Origin of the sequence: Pseudomonas sp. PICF141 (assembly GCF_002286815.1) — a bacterium.
GTDB lineage: Bacteria > Pseudomonadota > Gammaproteobacteria > Pseudomonadales > Pseudomonadaceae > Aquipseudomonas.
In genome coordinates, this window is the sequence record NZ_MUNM01000033.1 from 41,938 (window position 1) to 58,637 (window position 16,700).

The 16,700-nt window shown below is 58.1% G+C and carries 14 protein-coding genes; 11 read left to right on the forward strand and 3 right to left on the reverse strand.

Features of this window, described 5'->3' with window-relative positions; all coding sequences use genetic code 11:
- Positions 1 to 83: 83 nt before the first annotated feature.
- A complete protein-coding gene (gene infA / locus BZL43_RS06500) occupies positions 84 to 302 on the forward strand; it encodes a translation initiation factor IF-1 (RefSeq protein ID WP_002553999.1) in 219 nt (72 codons plus the stop codon).
- A 279-nt stretch (positions 303 to 581) separates the two neighbouring features.
- On the opposite strand, the gene clpA is transcribed toward infA, so the two are convergent.
- Entirely contained in the window at positions 582 to 2,852 is a 2,271-nt protein-coding gene (gene clpA / locus BZL43_RS06505) for an ATP-dependent Clp protease ATP-binding subunit ClpA (protein ID WP_095631542.1), read from the reverse strand.
- 30 nt (positions 2,853 to 2,882) lie between these two features.
- Positions 2,883 to 3,245: an ATP-dependent Clp protease adapter ClpS gene (gene clpS, locus BZL43_RS06510; protein ID WP_015094394.1), complete on the reverse strand. Its 363-nt coding sequence runs from the start codon at positions 3,243 to 3,245 to the stop codon at positions 2,883 to 2,885.
- A 224-nt stretch (positions 3,246 to 3,469) separates the two neighbouring features.
- On the opposite strand from clpS, the gene BZL43_RS06515 reads away from it, so the two are divergent.
- A complete protein-coding gene (locus BZL43_RS06515) occupies positions 3,470 to 3,754 on the forward strand; it encodes a cold shock domain-containing protein (RefSeq protein ID WP_095631620.1) in 285 nt (94 codons plus the stop codon).
- A gap of 74 nt (positions 3,755 to 3,828) precedes the next feature.
- On the opposite strand, the gene icd is transcribed toward BZL43_RS06515, so the two are convergent.
- Entirely contained in the window at positions 3,829 to 5,085 is a 1,257-nt protein-coding gene (gene icd / locus BZL43_RS06520) for an NADP-dependent isocitrate dehydrogenase (RefSeq protein WP_007905029.1), read from the reverse strand.
- Between the two features lie 492 nt (positions 5,086 to 5,577).
- Here icd and BZL43_RS06530 point away from each other — a divergent pair, with 492 nt between their 5' ends.
- The 9 genes from BZL43_RS06530 to aceA all read left to right on the forward strand — a co-directional run bounded on the left by BZL43_RS06530 (position 5,578) and on the right by aceA (position 16,134).
- Positions 5,578 to 7,803, forward strand: a complete 2,226-nt coding sequence (locus BZL43_RS06530; RefSeq protein ID WP_095631544.1) for an NADP-dependent isocitrate dehydrogenase — start codon at positions 5,578 to 5,580, stop codon at positions 7,801 to 7,803.
- 167 nt (positions 7,804 to 7,970) lie between these two features.
- Positions 7,971 to 8,417 carry an NUDIX hydrolase gene (locus BZL43_RS06535; protein ID WP_095631545.1) on the forward strand — a complete coding sequence of 149 codons (447 nt, stop codon included), beginning with the start codon at positions 7,971 to 7,973 and terminating at the stop codon, positions 8,415 to 8,417.
- A gap of 59 nt (positions 8,418 to 8,476) precedes the next feature.
- Positions 8,477 to 9,610, forward strand: a complete 1,134-nt coding sequence (gene mnmA / locus BZL43_RS06540; protein WP_095631546.1) for a tRNA 2-thiouridine(34) synthase MnmA — start codon at positions 8,477 to 8,479, stop codon at positions 9,608 to 9,610.
- Positions 9,607 to 10,230: a high frequency lysogenization protein HflD gene (gene hflD, locus BZL43_RS06545; RefSeq protein WP_007905037.1), complete on the forward strand. Its 624-nt coding sequence runs from the start codon at positions 9,607 to 9,609 to the stop codon at positions 10,228 to 10,230. The genes mnmA and hflD overlap by 4 nt, the downstream gene beginning before the upstream one ends.
- 127 nt (positions 10,231 to 10,357) lie before the next feature.
- A complete protein-coding gene (purB, locus tag BZL43_RS06550; protein WP_095631547.1) occupies positions 10,358 to 11,728 on the forward strand; it encodes an adenylosuccinate lyase in 1,371 nt (456 codons plus the stop codon).
- An 86-nt stretch (positions 11,729 to 11,814) separates the two neighbouring features.
- The gene (locus tag BZL43_RS06555) at positions 11,815 to 12,984 is read left to right on the forward strand and encodes a cupin domain-containing protein (protein WP_095631548.1); all 1,170 of its coding nucleotides are present in this window, start codon (positions 11,815 to 11,817) and stop codon (positions 12,982 to 12,984) included.
- The gene (locus BZL43_RS06560; RefSeq protein WP_095631549.1) at positions 12,977 to 13,402 is read left to right on the forward strand and encodes a GNAT family N-acetyltransferase; all 426 of its coding nucleotides are present in this window, start codon (positions 12,977 to 12,979) and stop codon (positions 13,400 to 13,402) included. The genes BZL43_RS06555 and BZL43_RS06560 overlap by 8 nt, the downstream gene beginning before the upstream one ends.
- Before the next feature lie 133 nt (positions 13,403 to 13,535).
- Positions 13,536 to 14,297: a secretin N-terminal domain-containing protein gene (locus BZL43_RS06565; protein ID WP_095631550.1), complete on the forward strand. Its 762-nt coding sequence runs from the start codon at positions 13,536 to 13,538 to the stop codon at positions 14,295 to 14,297.
- A gap of 511 nt (positions 14,298 to 14,808) precedes the next feature.
- The gene (aceA, locus tag BZL43_RS06570; RefSeq protein ID WP_095631551.1) at positions 14,809 to 16,134 is read left to right on the forward strand and encodes an isocitrate lyase; all 1,326 of its coding nucleotides are present in this window, start codon (positions 14,809 to 14,811) and stop codon (positions 16,132 to 16,134) included.
- The last annotated feature ends 566 nt before the right edge of the window (positions 16,135 to 16,700 follow it).

The window sequence follows — 16,700 nt, forward strand, 5'->3', positions numbered from 1 at the left end:
CCCATTTTTCGGGCACAATGCACGCCGCTTTTGCCTGGCGCAGTTGCACCGGGCCATTCATTGGACACCGAGGGCTTTACTGCATGTCGAAAGAAGACAGCTTCGAAATGGAAGGCACTGTCGTCGACACCCTGCCCAACACCATGTTTCGTGTGGAGTTGGAAAATGGGCACGTCGTAACCGCGCATATCTCCGGCAAGATGCGCAAGAATTACATCCGTATTCTTACCGGCGACAAAGTGCGCGTCGAGCTGACGCCCTATGACTTGAGCAAAGGGCGCATCACCTACCGCGCTCGCTAATCAAGTCAATACAAAACGCCCGGCTATGCCGGGCGTTTTTGTTTGTGGATCGTTGCGGATCATTCCCATGCTCTGCGTGGGAATGCCTCAACGGACACTCTGCGTTCGGCTTTTGAAGGGACGCGGAGCGTCCCGGACTGCATTCCCACGCGGAGCGCGGGAACGATCAAAGATCAAAAGATCGCAGCCTTCGGCAGCTCCTACAGGGGGATCGGCGTATAACAGACAGGCAGCAGAAAGGCGCTTTTCAGCGCCTTTCTGCTTTGTTGCGGTTTAACGTCAGGCCATTTCAGCCGTAGTCTCGAACTCGAAGGTCAGTTCGCCATCCTTGATGTCGATGTGTACCACACCGCCATGTTCGGCCAGTTCGCCAAAGAGGATCTCTTCGGCCAGTGGACGCTTGATCTTGTCCTGAATCAAGCGCGCCATTGGACGAGCGCCCATTGCCGAGTCGTAACCACCCGCTGCCAGCCAGCTGCGAGCAGCGTCGGTGACTTCCAACAGCACCCGCTTGTCTTCCAGCTGCGCCTGAAGTTCGGTAAGGAACTTGTCCACCACGCTTTTAATGACCTCATGGCTGAGGCGACCAAACTGGATAATGGTGTCCAGACGGTTACGGAATTCCGGCGTGAAGCTCTTCTTGATCACTTCCATCGCATCGGACGAGTGGTCCTGATAGGTGAAACCGATCGAAGCACGGGCTGCAGTTTCGGCACCGGCGTTGGTCGTCATGATGACGATCACGTTACGGAAGTCCGCCTTGCGCCCGTTGTTATCGGTCAGCGTACCGTGATCCATGACCTGCAACAGCAGGTTGAAGACTTCCGGATGCGCCTTTTCGATTTCATCGAGCAACAGCACGCAATGAGGCTGCTTGGTGATGGCTTCGGTCAGCAGACCGCCCTGATCGAATCCGACATAGCCTGGAGGCGCACCGATCAAGCGCGATACGGTGTGGCGCTCCATGTATTCGGACATATCGAAGCGAACCAGTTCGACACCCAACGCCTTGGCCAGTTGCCGCGCGGCCTCGGTTTTACCCACACCGGTCGGCCCTGCGAACAGGAACGAACCGACGGGCTTGTCAGGCGACTTGAGGCCGGCACGGGACAGTTTGATCGCGGTCGACAGCGAGTCGATCGCCGCATCCTGGCCAAACACCGTGAGCTTCAGGTCACGTTCAAGGTTACGCAGCAGCTCTTTGTCGGAACTGGTGACGTGTTTTGGTGGAATTCGCGCGATTTTCGCGACGATGTCCTCGACCTGAGGTACTTCGATGCGTTTCACGCGCTTATCGATCGGTTGCAGACGCTGGAAGGCGCCCGCCTCGTCGATGACGTCGATGGCCTTGTCCGGCATGTGCCGGTCATTGATATAGCGCGAGGCCAGTTCCGCAGCGGCGCGTAGGGCTTCATCGCTGTATTCGATGCTGTGGTGCGCTTCGAAACGCCCTTTCAGGCCACGCAGGATGCCAATGGTGTCTTCCACCGAAGGTTCCGATACATCGACCTTCTGGAAACGCCGAGCCAAGGCACGGTCCTTCTCGAAGATTCCGCGGAACTCCTGGAACGTGGTCGAACCGATGCAACGGATATCGCCGGATGAGAGCAATGGCTTGAGCAGGTTCGAGGCATCCATGACACCACCGGACGCTGTACCCGCACCGATGATGGTGTGGATTTCGTCGATGAACAGGATCGCCTGCGGACGTTTTTTCAGCTCATTGAGCAGCGCCTTGAAGCGCTTCTCGAAATCGCCACGGTATTTGGTCCCGGCCAGCAAAGCCCCCAGATCGAGGGAATACACCACGCTGTTGGCCAGCAGGTCCGGCACCTGATTGTCGACAATGCGTTTGGCCAGGCCTTCGGCGATCGCGGTCTTGCCCACGCCCGCCTCGCCCACCAGCAACGGGTTGTTCTTGCGACGACGCGCGAGGATCTGCGCGACGCGCTCGACCTCCAGCTCACGGCCTACCAACGGATCGATACGACCCTGGCGCGCCAGTTCGTTGAGGTTGCTGGCATAAGCATCCAGAGGATTGCCTGAAGAAGAAGACTCACCGCCCTCGTCGTCCTGCATATCTTGTTCACCTTCAGAGTGATCGCCATGCCCCGGCACTTTGGAAATGCCATGGGCGATGTAATTGACGACATCGATGCGCGCAACGCTCTGCTGCTTGAGCAGAAACACGGCTTGACTCTCTTGCTCACTGAAGATTGCGACCAGCACGTTTGCGCCAGTCACTTCGCGTTTGCCCGAGCTCTGTACATGAAAGACAGCACGTTGCAGTACACGCTGGAAGCCCAGGGTTGGCTGGGTTTCACGATCCTCGTCATGAAGAGGGATCAATGGCGTGGTGGAGTCGATGAACTCCTGCAGATCATGCTTGAGTTTGTCGAGGTTTGCGCCGCAGGCACGCAAAACGGTGGCGGCAGCCTCGTTATCCAATAGGGCCAGCAGAAGGTGCTCGACAGTCATGAATTCATGACGCTTCGAGCGAGCCTCCTTGAAGGCAAGATTGAGGGTGACTTCGAGCTCGCGGTTTAACATAGCTTCACCTCATACCCAAGTGGTCGGCGATTAACCGTCCTTCTCGATTTCACAGAGTAGCGGATGCTGGCTTTCCCTGGCGTACTGGTTGACCTGCATGGCCTTGGTCTCGGCGATGTCGCGGGTAAACACTCCACATACTGCCCGTCCTTCTGTATGGACGGCCAGCATGACCTTGGTCGCCAGCTCGCGATTCAGGTTAAAAAACACCTCGAGCACTTCGACGACGAAATCCATCGGTGTGTAGTCATCGTTGAATAAAACCACCTTATACATCGGTGGCGCCTGTAAAGCAGGCTTAGCCTCCTGAACAGCAATGCCTGCGGAATCGTCGTCGTGTAAATCAGGGCGATCCTGATTGAATGTTAGTCGAATCTGGCTGATTGCATGCATGGAAAGAAAGGTTCGTCAGTTGTGCGAATACAGTGGTGGGGGCTGCCATCGAGGATTTCAACTCCGACTGCCCGGTCACCTTGACTATCGGAAAATCGGTGTTACAAACAATAGAGCCCACAGTGGGTAAAAAAGGTCCGCGGAGTCAATCTATTTGAAAGATTAGACTGCGGATTAACTGGATGATACTCCAGTGATGGAGTCTGTTGCAGAGGGATATGGGTATGGCTGTCGGTAAGGTGAAATGGTTCAACAATGCCAAGGGGTTCGGTTTCATTAACACCGACGCCAGAGAAGGTCGCGACGAGGATGGCAAGGATATCGATTTTTTTGCCCACTATTCGGCCATTGAGATGGACGGATACAAGACCCTCAAAGCCGGACAAGCCGTAAGTTTCGAGATTATCCAGGGCCCAAAGGGACTTCACGCGGTGAAAATTGCACTGATTGACAATGCCAACGAACAGGCTGCGACCGCCGCCCGACAACAGGAATCGGTATCGAGCTGACGCAATCTGATCATCCAGTGATAAAAAACCGCCCGAAGGCGGTTTTTTTGTGCTGATTCACTTATATGTGCGGCTCACATATGCGAAATCAGCGCATCACCAAACGCGGAAGAGGACAGCAGTTTCGCGCCTTCCATCAGTCGTTCGAAGTCATAGGTCACGGTTTTCGCAGAAATCGCGCCGTTGGTGCCTTTGATGATCAGGTCAGCCGCTTCGGTCCAGCCCATGTGACGCAGCATCATCTCGGCGGACAGGATCAACGAACCCGGGTTGACCTGGTCTTTGCCGGCGTACTTCGGCGCGGTCCCGTGGGTCGCTTCGAACATGGCCACGGTGTCGGACAGGTTGGCACCCGGCGCGATACCGATACCACCCACTTCGGCCGCCAGGGCGTCGGAGAGGTAGTCGCCGTTGAGGTTCAGGGTCGCGATGACATCGTACTCGGCCGGGCGCAGCAGGATCTGCTGGAGCATGGCGTCGGCGATGGCGTCCTTGACGATGACGTTCTTGCCGGTTTTCGGGTTCTTGAACTGCATCCACGGACCGCCGTCGAGCAGGGTCGCGCCGAACTCTTCAGCAGCCACTTCGTAGGCCCATTCCTTGAAGGCACCTTCGGTGAACTTCATGATGTTGCCTTTGTGCACGATGGTCAGCGAGTCGCGGTCGTTGTCGACCACATACTGCAGGGCCTTGCGCGCCAGGCGCTTGGTGCCTTCCAGGGAAACCGGCTTGACGCCGATACCGCAGTTTTCGTCGAAACGGATCTTGGTGACGCCCATTTCTTCTTTAAGGAACTTGATGACCTTGGTCGCTTCCGGCGAACCGGCCTTCCATTCGATACCGGCATAAATGTCTTCCGAGTTTTCGCGGAAGATGGTCATGTCGACATCGCCTGGCTTCTTGACCGGGCTCGGCACGCCTTCGAACCAGCGCACCGGGCGCAGGCACACATACAGGTCGAGTTGCTGACGCAGGGCCACGTTCAGGGAACGGATGCCGCCACCGACCGGGGTGGTCAAAGGGCCCTTGATGGAAACCACGTAATCCTTGACCGCGTCCAGGGTTTCCTGAGGCAGCCAGGTGTCCTGATCGTAAACCTGAGTCGCTTTCTCCCCGGCGTAGACTTCCATCCAGGAAATTTTGCGCTCGCCGCCGTAAGCTTTCTTAACAGCAGCATCGACAACCTTGATCATGACCGGGCTGATATCAACGCCAATACCATCGCCTTCGATGAAGGGGATGATCGGGTTGTTAGGAACATTGAGAGAATGGTCTGCGTTGACGGTGATTTTGTCGCCGACGGCTGGAACCTGAATCTTCTTGTATCCCATGCTGTACTCCATTGTTTGGATTGAACATCTGGCTGCGTTTGAGCGTACCCCAGTTAAATCGGCGCGCAAACCCTATGTTCCGCCCATTGGCCGCAAAGCTGCACTGTTCGCGACGTACAAGCCTGAAAGCAAAGGGAAAAGCGCCAAACTCAAGCACGGCGAGCGACTTTACGCGTCGCCGCTCCCTGCGACCTTTAGACCAATGGACGAAAAACGTTGCATATGAACCATCGGCAGATTGCCAGCTACCTATGTATAATGCCGCCGCTGACCACAGAGTCACTACGGCCGACCGCTCTATCACAAGACGTTGGGCCCGAATAAGCCGGATTGTTATCGCAGTCCACCCGCTTGACGCTCGACTGATGCACCCAACATCACCGCGAAGAAACCTCGACATTCGGCTCATGGATGACTTTGAACGAACGCGCTTACCCGGCGCCCCTCGAGTTTCTGCGCACGCTTAGCAAAGAAGAGAGAGTTAATCCGAATATGCCCACCCGCTCGAAGATCATCTATACCTTCACCGACGAAGCCCCAGCCCTCGCCACCTATTCACTGTTGCCTATCGTAGAGGCTTTCACCGCCTCGGCTGATATCGCCGTTGAAACCCGCGATATCTCTCTTGCAGGGCGCATTCTGGCCAGCTTCCCCGAGCAATTGGGTGACAAAGCCGTAGCCGACCACCTCGCCGAACTGGGCGACCTGGCCGTTACACCTGAAGCCAACATCATCAAGCTGCCGAACATCAGCGCTTCGGTTCCGCAACTGCAGGCCGCGATCAAAGAGCTGCAAGCCCAGGGCTTCGCGCTGCCGGACTACCCGGAAACCGTAACCAGCGATGCCGACAAGCTCGCCAAGTCGCGTTACGACAAGATCAAAGGCAGCGCGGTAAACCCGGTTCTGCGCGAAGGCAACTCCGATCGTCGCGCCCCGCTGTCGGTCAAGAACTACGCGCGCAAGCACCCGCACAAAATGGGCGCCTGGACCAAAGACTCCAAGTCCCACGTCGCTCACATGAGCACCGGCGATTTCTACGGCAGCGAAAAAGCTGCCCTGATCGACGCCGCTGACGCGGTCAAAATCGAGCTGATCGCTCAAGACGGCACCACCACCGTCCTGAAAGAAAAAACCACCGTGCAAGCCGGTGAGATCCTCGATTGCGCGGTCATGAGCAAAAACGCTCTGCGCAGCTTCATCGCAGCCGAGATTGAAGACGCCAAAGCCAAAGGCGTGCTGCTGTCGGTTCACCTGAAAGCCACCATGATGAAGGTCTCCGACCCGATCATGTTCGGCCAGATCGTTGCCGAGTTCTATAAAGACGCACTGGCCAAGCACGCTGACGTGCTGGCACAGATCGGCTTCAACCTGAACAACGGCATCGGCGACCTGTACGCCCGTATCAAAACCCTGCCGACCGAGCAGCAAGCGCAGATCGAAGCGGACATCCAGGCGGTCTACGCCGTTCGTCCGTCGTTGGCCATGGTCAACTCCGACAAAGGCATCACCAACCTGCACGTGCCTAGCGACGTCATCGTCGACGCTTCGATGCCGGCCATGATCCGTGACTCCGGCAAAATGTGGGGCACCGACGGTCAGCTGCACGACACCAAGGCTGTGATCCCGGATCGTTGCTACGCCACCATCTACCAGGCGGTGATCGAAGACTGCAAGGCTAACGGCGCCTTCGATCCAACCACCATGGGCAGCGTGCCAAACGTTGGCCTGATGGCGAAGAAAGCCGAAGAGTACGGCTCCCACGACAAGACTTTCCAGATCAAGGCAAACGGCGTGGTTCGGGTTTCCGACAGCGCTGGCCGCACCCTGCTGGAACAATCGGTTGAAGCCGGCGACATCTTCCGCATGTGCCAGACCAAAGACGCACCGATCCAGGACTGGGTCAAACTGGCCGTCAACCGTGCCCGCGCAAGTGCCACTCCAGCGATTTTCTGGCTGGACCCGATGCGCGCCCACGACGGCGTAGTGATCGAGAAAGTTCAGGCTTACCTGAAGGATCACGATACCGCAGGCCTGGACATCCGCATCATGTCGCCTGTCGACGCGATGAAGTTCACCCTGGACCGCACTCGCGAAGGCAAGGACACCATCTCGGTGACCGGCAACGTATTGCGCGACTACCTGACCGACCTGTTCCCGATCATGGAACTGGGCACCAGCGCCAAGATGCTGTCGATCGTTCCACTGATGAACGGCGGTGGCCTGTTCGAAACCGGCGCCGGCGGTTCGGCACCCAAGCACGTTCAACAGCTGCTGGAAGAGAACTTCCTGCGCTGGGATTCCCTGGGTGAGTTCCTGGCCCTGGCTGCGTCCCTCGAGCACTTGGGTGTTACCTACAACAACCCTAAAGCGCTGGTACTGGCCAAGACCCTGGATCAGGCCACCGGCCAGTTCCTGGATAACAACAAGTCGCCATCGCGCAAAGTCGGCAACATCGACAACCGCGGCAGCCACTTCTACCTGGCGCTGTACTGGGCTCAAGCCCTGGCCGCCCAGACCGAAGACACTGCACTGCAAGCGCAGTTCGGCGAACTGGCCAAAACCCTGACCGAGAACGAAGCGACCATCGTTGCCGAGCTCAACGCCGTCCAGGGCAAGCCAGTGGACATCGGCGGTTACTACCACGCCAATGCCGAACTGATCAGCAAGGCCATGCGCCCGAGCGCAACCTTCAACGCCGCGATCGCAGCGCTGGTTTAAGGTTGTAAGGGAACACCACAAACCCCGGCCTCGTGCCGGGGTTTGTGTTTTTAAAAGATCAAAAGATCGCAGCCTTCGGCAGCTCCTACACCGATCCTTGTAGGAGCTGCCGAAGGCTGCGATCTTTTGATCTTCAGTTTGCCGAAGACCGCACAGAGGAAAACCCTATGGATTGGCTACCCCACATCACCGTCGCCACCATCGTCGAGGACAATGGTCGCTTTCTGATGGTCGAAGAGTTCAGGCACGGACGAACGGTACTCAACCAGCCCGCCGGCCATCTGGACCCGGACGAAACCCTGATCGAAGCCGCCGTGCGCGAAACCCTCGAGGAAACCGGCTGGGACATAGAGCCGACGGGCGTGGTAGGCATTTACCTCTACACCGCGCCAAGCAATGGCGTGACTTATCAGCGGGTCTGCTTCACCGCAAAACCGCTCAAACACCACCCGGACTATCAGCTGGACGACGGCATCGTCGGCACAAAATGGCTGACGCGTGACGAACTGCTGCAACAGCGCGCAAACTGGCGCAGTGAGCTGATCATCCGCTGTATCGATGATTATCTGGACGGTAAACACTTCAGCCTCGAGCTGATCCGCCCTTCTCTTTAGCCTTGCAGGCTTGAGCCTGCTAGAATCGCGTCCTTTTTCAAGACACTCATTGAATCCCTATGCGTGATCCAGCCCCTTCTGACACACAAAAGAAGCGCGTCATTGTCGGCATGTCCGGCGGCGTGGACTCTTCCGTTTCCGCTCTCCTGCTGATCGAGCAGGGTTATGAGGTGGAAGGCCTGTTCATGAAGAACTGGGAAGAGGACGATGGAACGGAATACTGCACCGCCATGGATGACCTGGCGGACGCTCAGGCCGTGTGCGACAAGATTGGCATCAAGCTGCACACCGCCAACTTCGCCGCCGAGTACTGGGACAACGTGTTCGAGCATTTCCTGGCCGAGTACAAGGCCGGTCGCACACCGAACCCGGACATCCTTTGCAACCGTGAAATCAAGTTCAAGGCGTTTCTCGACTACGCCATGATGCTCGGCGCCGACCTGATCGCCACCGGCCACTACGTGCGTCGCCGTGACATCGATGGCCGCACCGAATTGCTCAAGGGCCTGGATCCGAACAAGGACCAGAGCTACTTCCTGCACGCCGTCGGCGGCGAACAGATCGCCAAGACCCTGTTCCCGGTCGGCGAGCTGGAAAAACCCGAAGTGCGCGCGATTGCCGAGAAACACAACCTGGCCACTGCGAAGAAAAAGGATTCCACCGGGATCTGCTTTATCGGCGAACGCCGCTTCAGCGACTTTCTCAAGCAATACCTGCCGGCCCAGCCCGGCGAGATCAAGACCACCGAAGGCGAAGTCATCGGCCGTCACCACGGCTTGATGTACCACACCATCGGCCAGCGCCAGGGCCTGGGCATTGGCGGCTTGAAAGACGCCAGTGACGAGCCGTGGTACGTGCTGATCAAGGACCTGGAACACAACGAATTGATCGTTGGCCAGGGCAATGACCATCCGTATCTATTCTCCCGCGCCCTGCTCGCTTCAGACATCTATTGGGTCAACCCGATCGACCTGAGCGAACCGCGCCGCTTGACCGCCAAAGTCCGCTATCGTCAAAGCGACCAGCCCTGCACGCTGGAAAAAACCGCCACCGGCTACCGCGCGACTTTCGACGACCCGCAACGCGCGGTCACCCCGGGGCAATCCGTGGTGTTCTACGACGGTGAAATCTGTCTCGGCGGCGGCGTGATCGAAGTGGCCGAACCTTGGACCAGCAAGGACCAGCGTCCATGAGCCCGACTCAAGAGCAACTGACGGCCCTGGGCGGTGTGTTTCTCGCCGCCGTATTGGTCGACAAGATCGCCAAGACCGGCCAGACCAATGAAGCCGGGCTGACCTGCATGCTCGGCAGCCTGTTGATTCGCGACCCCAAGGACACGCTGGAAGTGTATGGCGGCGACGACATCAATCTGCGTGAAGGCTACCGCGCATTGATTGGCGCTCTGGAACGCGACCCAAGCACCCTTCAGCGCGAACCGCTGCGCTATGCGCTGGCGATGCTCGGCCTGGAGCGTCAGCTGGCCAAGCGCAACGACATGCTGGACGAGATCGGCAAGCGTCTGCCGCAGATTCAGTCCCAGGTCGAGCACTTCGGCCCGGCTCACGAAAACGTGATCGCCGCCTGCGGTGCGTTGTATCAGGACACCCTGAGCACCCTGCGCCAACGGATTCAAGTGCATGGCGACATGCGCAACCTGCAACAACCGAGCAATGCCTCGAAAATTCGTGCGCTGTTGCTGGCCGGCATTCGATCGGCACGCCTGTGGCGGCAGTTGGGCGGTCATCGCTGGCAGTTAGTGATCAGCCGGCGCAAATTGCTTAAAGAGCTTTACCCGCTGATGCGCAGCAGCTGAACCGCGCCCGCAATACCGTTTTGTAGTCAGTAACGCGTAATACGCCGGTCAGTTGGCAACGGACCGGCGGATTTTTTCATGTATGATACGCGCCCCATTTCGTTGCCCGACTGTCCGAGAACACCCCATGCAGCTCTCTTCGCTCACTGCGGTTTCCCCTGTTGACGGCCGCTACGCCGGCAAAACCCAGGCCCTGCGCCCGATTTTCAGCGAATACGGCCTGATCCGTGCTCGCGTTCTGGTTGAAGTGCGCTGGCTCCAGCGCCTGGCCGCTCACCCTGCCATCAGCGAAGTGCCGGCGTTCTCCGCCGAAGCCAACGCGGTGTTGAACACCCTGGCGGAAAACTTCTCTCTGGAGCACGCCGAGCGTGTCAAAGAGATCGAGCGCACCACCAACCACGACGTCAAAGCCATTGAGTACCTGCTCAAAGAGCAAGCGGCCAAGTTGCCGGAACTGGCTGCCGTCAGCGAATTCATCCACTTTGCCTGCACCAGCGAGGACATCAACAACCTGTCCCACGCCCTGATGCTGCGCGAAGGCCGTGATGATGTGATGCTGCCACTGATGCGCCAGACTGCCGAAGCCATTCGCGAACTGGCCATCCGTTTCGCTGACGTGCCAATGCTGTCGCGCACCCACGGTCAACCGGCTTCGCCGACCACCCTGGGCAAAGAACTGGCGAACGTGGTTTACCGTCTGGAGCGTCAGATCGCTCAAGTCGCCGCCGTTCCGCTGCTGGGCAAAATCAACGGCGCTGTCGGCAACTACAACGCTCACCTGTCGGCCTACCCTGAGATCGACTGGGAAGCCAACGCCCGCGCCTTCATCGAAGACGAGCTGGGCCTGGGCTTCAACCCGTACACCACGCAGATCGAACCGCACGACTACATCGCCGAGCTGTTCGACGCGATCGCGCGCTTCAACACCATCCTGATCGACTTCGACCGCGACATCTGGGGCTACATCTCCCTGGGTTATTTCAAACAGCGCACCATCGCTGGCGAAATCGGTTCCTCGACCATGCCGCACAAGGTCAACCCGATCGACTTCGAAAACTCCGAAGGCAACCTCGGTATCGCCAACGCACTGTTCCAGCACCTGGCGAGCAAGCTGCCGATCTCCCGCTGGCAGCGCGACCTGACTGACTCCACCGTACTGCGCAACCTCGGCGTCGGCTTCGCCCACAGCGTGATCGCCTACGAAGCCAGCCTCAAAGGCATCAGCAAACTGGAGCTCAACGCCCAGAAAATCGCTGCTGACCTGGACGCCTGCTGGGAAGTGTTGGCCGAGCCGATCCAGACCGTGATGCGCCGCTACAACATCGAAAACCCGTACGAGAAGTTGAAAGAGCTGACTCGCGGCAAGGGCATCAGCCCTGAAGCGCTGCAGACCTTCATCGACGGGCTGGATATGCCTGCGCAAGCCAAGGCCGAGCTGAAACTGCTCACCCCGGCCAACTACATCGGCAACGCTGTAGCGCAAGCCAAACGCATCTGATCGACCGCTTTACCCGTTTGAGACGCCCGGCAGCGCCGGGCGTTTTTATTCCCGTCTGAAAAGTACTTTTTTTCAATAGGTTACACATGAATCCTGACATTCCTCTTCAACTTCTGGGCGGCATCACGGCGCGCGAATTCCTGCGTGACTACTGGCAGAAAAAACCCCTGCTGATCCGTCAGGCGATTCCTGATTTCGAAAGCCCGATCGACGCCGACGAACTGGCCGGCCTGGCGCTGGAAGAAGAAGTCGAATCGCGCCTGGTGATCGAGAACGGCGAGCGTCCTTGGGAATTGCGCCGCGGTCCGTTCGCCGAAGACGAATTCAGCAAACTGCCGGAACGCGACTGGACCCTGCTGGTTCAAGCGGTCGACCAGTTCGTGCCCGAAGTCGCTGAGCTGCTGGAGAACTTCCGCTTCCTGCCGAGCTGGCGCGTCGACGATGTGATGATCAGCTTCGCCGCCCCGGGTGGCAGTGTTGGCCCACACTTCGACAATTACGATGTGTTCCTGCTGCAGGGTCACGGCAAGCGCAACTGGAAAATCGGCCAGATGTGCGATTCCGAGAGCAAGCTGCTGCAACACGCCGACTTGCGCATCCTCGCTGATTTCGACGCCACCGAGGAATGGGTGCTGGAACCGGGCGACATGCTCTACTTGCCGCCGCGTCTGGCTCACTGCGGCGTGGCCGTTGACAATTGCATGACCTACTCGGTCGGTTTCCGCGCACCGAGCGCCGCTGAGGTGCTGACCCACTTCACTGATTTCCTCAGCCAGTTCCTGTCGGACGAAGAGCGCTACACCGACGCCGACGCCCTGCCAGCGGCCGATCCTCATCAGATCCAGCACGACGCCCTTGATCGCCTGAAAAGCTTGCTGGCCGAGCACATGAGCGACGAGCGCCTGCTGCTGACCTGGTTCGGCCAGTTCATGACCGAACCGCGCTACCCGGAACTGGTGGTGGGCCCGGAAGAAGTCGAAGAAGACGACCTGCTCGCCAGCCTCGAGCAAGGCGCGGTGCTGATTCGCAACCCAAGCGCGCGCCTGGCCTGGTCGGAAGTCGATGACGACCTGCTGCTGTTTGCCAGCGGACAAAGCCGTTATCTGCCGGGCAAATTGCGCGAACTGCTGAAGATGATTTGTGCTGCCGATGCGCTACACATCGACAACCTCGGCGAGTGGCTGAACGACGAAGACGGTCGCGGCCTGCTGTGCGAGTTGGTCAAGCAAGGCAGCCTGGGGTTTGCTGATGAATAAAATTCACGTACGTGTCGCAGACTGGCAAAAGGACAACGCCGAGATCCGGCGCATTCGTGAGACGGTGTTCATCGCCGAGCAATCCGTTCCGCCTGAGCTGGAATGGGATGCCGATGACGCAACGGCGGTCCACTTTCTGGCCTTTGAAGGTGACTTTCCGATCGGCACCGCTCGGCTGTTGCCCGATGGTCACATTGGCCGGGTGTCGGTACTGAAGGACTGGCGCGGCTTGAAAGTCGGCGATGCGCTGATGCAAGCGGTGATCGGTGAAGCCGAGAAGCGCGGGCTGAAGCAGCAGATGCTGAGCGCGCAAGTGCAGGCCACGGCGTTCTATGAGCGTCTGGGTTTCAGCATGGTCAGTGAGGAATTCCTGGAAGCCGGGATTCCGCATGTGGACATGGTGCGTCACTCCGCCTGAGACCCTGTAACTGATCGTTCCCACGCCCCGCCATCCTCCGATGCCGGGGCGTTTTGCTGTCTACGATTCAACTTGCCCCACCGCAGGCCGACAAACTGGCAATATCAAGACTTTGAAGGCGGAGATAACGGATATGTCCCTACGCACCCTGCTCACCATGTTGCTACTGACCTGCAGTTTTTCAGTCATGGCCGCCACCGAGATCGTGCCCCTGAACTATCGCACCAGCGCCGACCTGCTGCCGGTGGCGCAGAATTTCATCGGCAAGGACGGACAGGTCAGCGCCTATGGCAATCAGCTGATTGTCAACGCAGAACAACGCAAGATCGATGAACTTAAGGCCGTGATCAACCAACTCGACGTGGCCGCCAAGCGCCTGCTGATCACCGTCGACACCAACGAAAACAACTTCCAGGGCGATCAGGGTTACTCGGTGAACGGTGCCAGGCCGAGCCAGACGCGCATCATCAATCACAGCACCGACAGCCGTGACGGCGGCATTCAACAGGTTCAGGCCAGCGAAGGCACACCGGCGCTGATCCAGGTTGGCCAGAGTGTGCCGCTCACCAGCACACAGACCGATTCCTATGGCGACCTGCGCAGTGAGACTGAATACCGCAATGTCACCCAAGGCTTCTACGTCACCGCCAGCGTCACCGGTGACATCGTTCATTTGGCAATCAGCACTAACCGTGACCGGATGAGCCAGGAACGTTCCGATGTAGTGAACGTGCAAAGTACCGACACAACCGTCAGCGGTCGCCTGGGCGAGTGGATCACCCTGGCCGGCGTGAATCGCCAGACTCAGGCCGACAAACAAGGCCTGACCCGCAGCTACTCGACCCAGGGCCGGGATGACATGACGCTGCGGGTGAAAGTCGATACGTTGGACTAAAGCACCAAAAACTGACTGATTAGTCGTATTAGACCAAAGATGTAGTGCCTGAAAAAAAGCACTACAAAACGTTTGACGAGCCAAAAAAGCAAAGGCATGATGGCCTCGCTCCCGCTAATCAGAGGCCCTGGCAAGGGCTTTCGAGTCGCTGTTCGCACCCTACCCCGCGAGCCGATTCGTGTCTGTACCGCCCACAAGGTGTGTTTGACGAGGTTGCCGACTGGAACGAAGTTGTCCCGAGGGACGGAAGCGTAATAGGTAACCCGGCTCCACACTGAAGTTCGCACCAAGGCCCACGACGCCCGAATGCGCTCGCCAGTTCGCCCTTACCTGCTCACTTCCCCTCGAGCCCATCGTTCATCCCGTCGCCCTCCCCGCCAAACCCCGCCTTGAGCGCCTAAGCTTCTGGTCAGCGAGCAGCCTTTTATTCCCCTTAAAAAGGCGTATTTGGCAGGAGCAGGAATTTTCACCAAGAACGACTTTTATCAAAGACGCGACGAGGTTTATCTCCATGGCACTGACACGCGAACAGCAAATTGCAGCCCTCGAAAAAGATTGGGCTGAAAACCCGCGCTGGAAAGGCGTGACACGCAATTACTCCGCTGCTGACGTCGTCCGTCTGCGTGGCTCGGTTCAACCTGAGCACACCTTTGCAAAAATGGGCGCCGAAAAGCTTTGGAACCTGGTCACCCAGGGTGCCAAGCCGTCCTTCCGTCCTGAGAAAGATTTCGTCAACTGCATGGGCGCCCTGACCGGCGGCCAGGCTGTGCAACAAGTCAAGGCCGGTATCCAGGCGATCTACCTGTCGGGCTGGCAGGTAGCTGCGGACAACAACTCCGCCGAATCGATGTACCCGGATCAGTCGCTGTACCCGGTGGATTCGGTTCCGACCGTGGTCAAGCGCATCAACAACTCGTTCCGTCGTGCCGACCAGATCCAGTGGAAAGCCGGCAAGAACCCGGGCGACGAAGGCTACATCGATTACTTCGCACCGATCGTGGCTGACGCTGAAGCCGGTTTCGGCGGCGTATTGAACGCTTACGAGCTGATGAAGAGCATGATCGAAGCAGGCGCCGCCGGCGTTCACTTCGAAGACCAACTGGCTTCCGTGAAAAAATGCGGTCACATGGGCGGCAAGGTACTGGTTCCTACCCAGGAAGCCGTACAGAAGCTGACCGCTGCTCGTCTGGCCGCTGACGTGGCCGGTACACCGACCATCATCCTGGCCCGTACCGACGCTAACGCAGCCGACTTGCTGACTTCCGATTGCGACCCGTATGACCAGCCATTCGTGACGGGTGAACGCACCCAGGAAGGCTTCTACAAAGTGCGCGCCGGCCTCGACCAGGCCATCGCTCGCGGCCTGGCCTACGCGCCGTTCGCCGACCTGATCTGGTGCGAAACCGCCAAGCCGGATCTGGAAGAAGCACGTCGCTTCGCTGAAGCGATCAAAAAGGAATACCCGGACCAACTGCTGTCGTACAACTGCTCGCCTTCCTTCAACTGGAAGAAAAACCTGGACGACGCGACCATCGCCAAGTTCCAGCGCGAACTGTCCGCCATGGGTTACAAGCACCAGTTCATCACCCTGGCCGGCATTCACAACATGTGGCACAGCATGTTCAACCTGGCGCACGACTACGCCCGCAACGACATGACCGCCTACGTGAAGCTGCAAGAGCAGGAATTCGCTGACGCCGCCAAGGGTTACACCTTCGTGGCTCACCAGCAGGAAGTGGGCACCGGCTACTTCGATGACATGACCACCGTGATCCAGGGTGGCACGTCCTCGGTAACCGCGCTGACCGGTTCGACCGAAGAAGAACAGTTCCACTGATCTGCTTCGCCTGAGACATCAGCCGCTGCGGGCCGAACAGAAAGCTAACCGCAGCGCTGCACATCTGACGCCCCGACTGGTTCGGGGCGTTTTTTTGCCTGCGATTCCCCTCTCCTCTGCAGGAGCGAGGCTTGCCCGCGAAGAACGATGAGGCGGTAATGCCTGAAAAACCGCAGCGCATTCTTCGCGGGCAAGCCTCGCTCCTACAGACTCAGGCGGACAAAAACATTGATCCAGAGCGGTGTCGCGATCAGAAAAAGAGGGTAAAACGGGGGCGCCTGCTACTTGCAGTAACGCGCATATAAGACAACTTCCCAGCCACTCACCTGTTAAACAGTTTGAAAAGCGCGACAAATAATATTGATTATCATTTAGCGGCAAGTATGTTCGTTACATTCCCTACAAAACATATTTGACAAAACCCCCGCTAATGCCCGAGCGGCATGGGCTACAGGTCTTTGGAGGCATGCTATGTCCTTATTCTTGTAAATAATTTCGCTATCTGAATTTTACTTGCTCGGTGTTTAGCCATAAAATCACCGCGATTGATTGCTGCGACATATCGT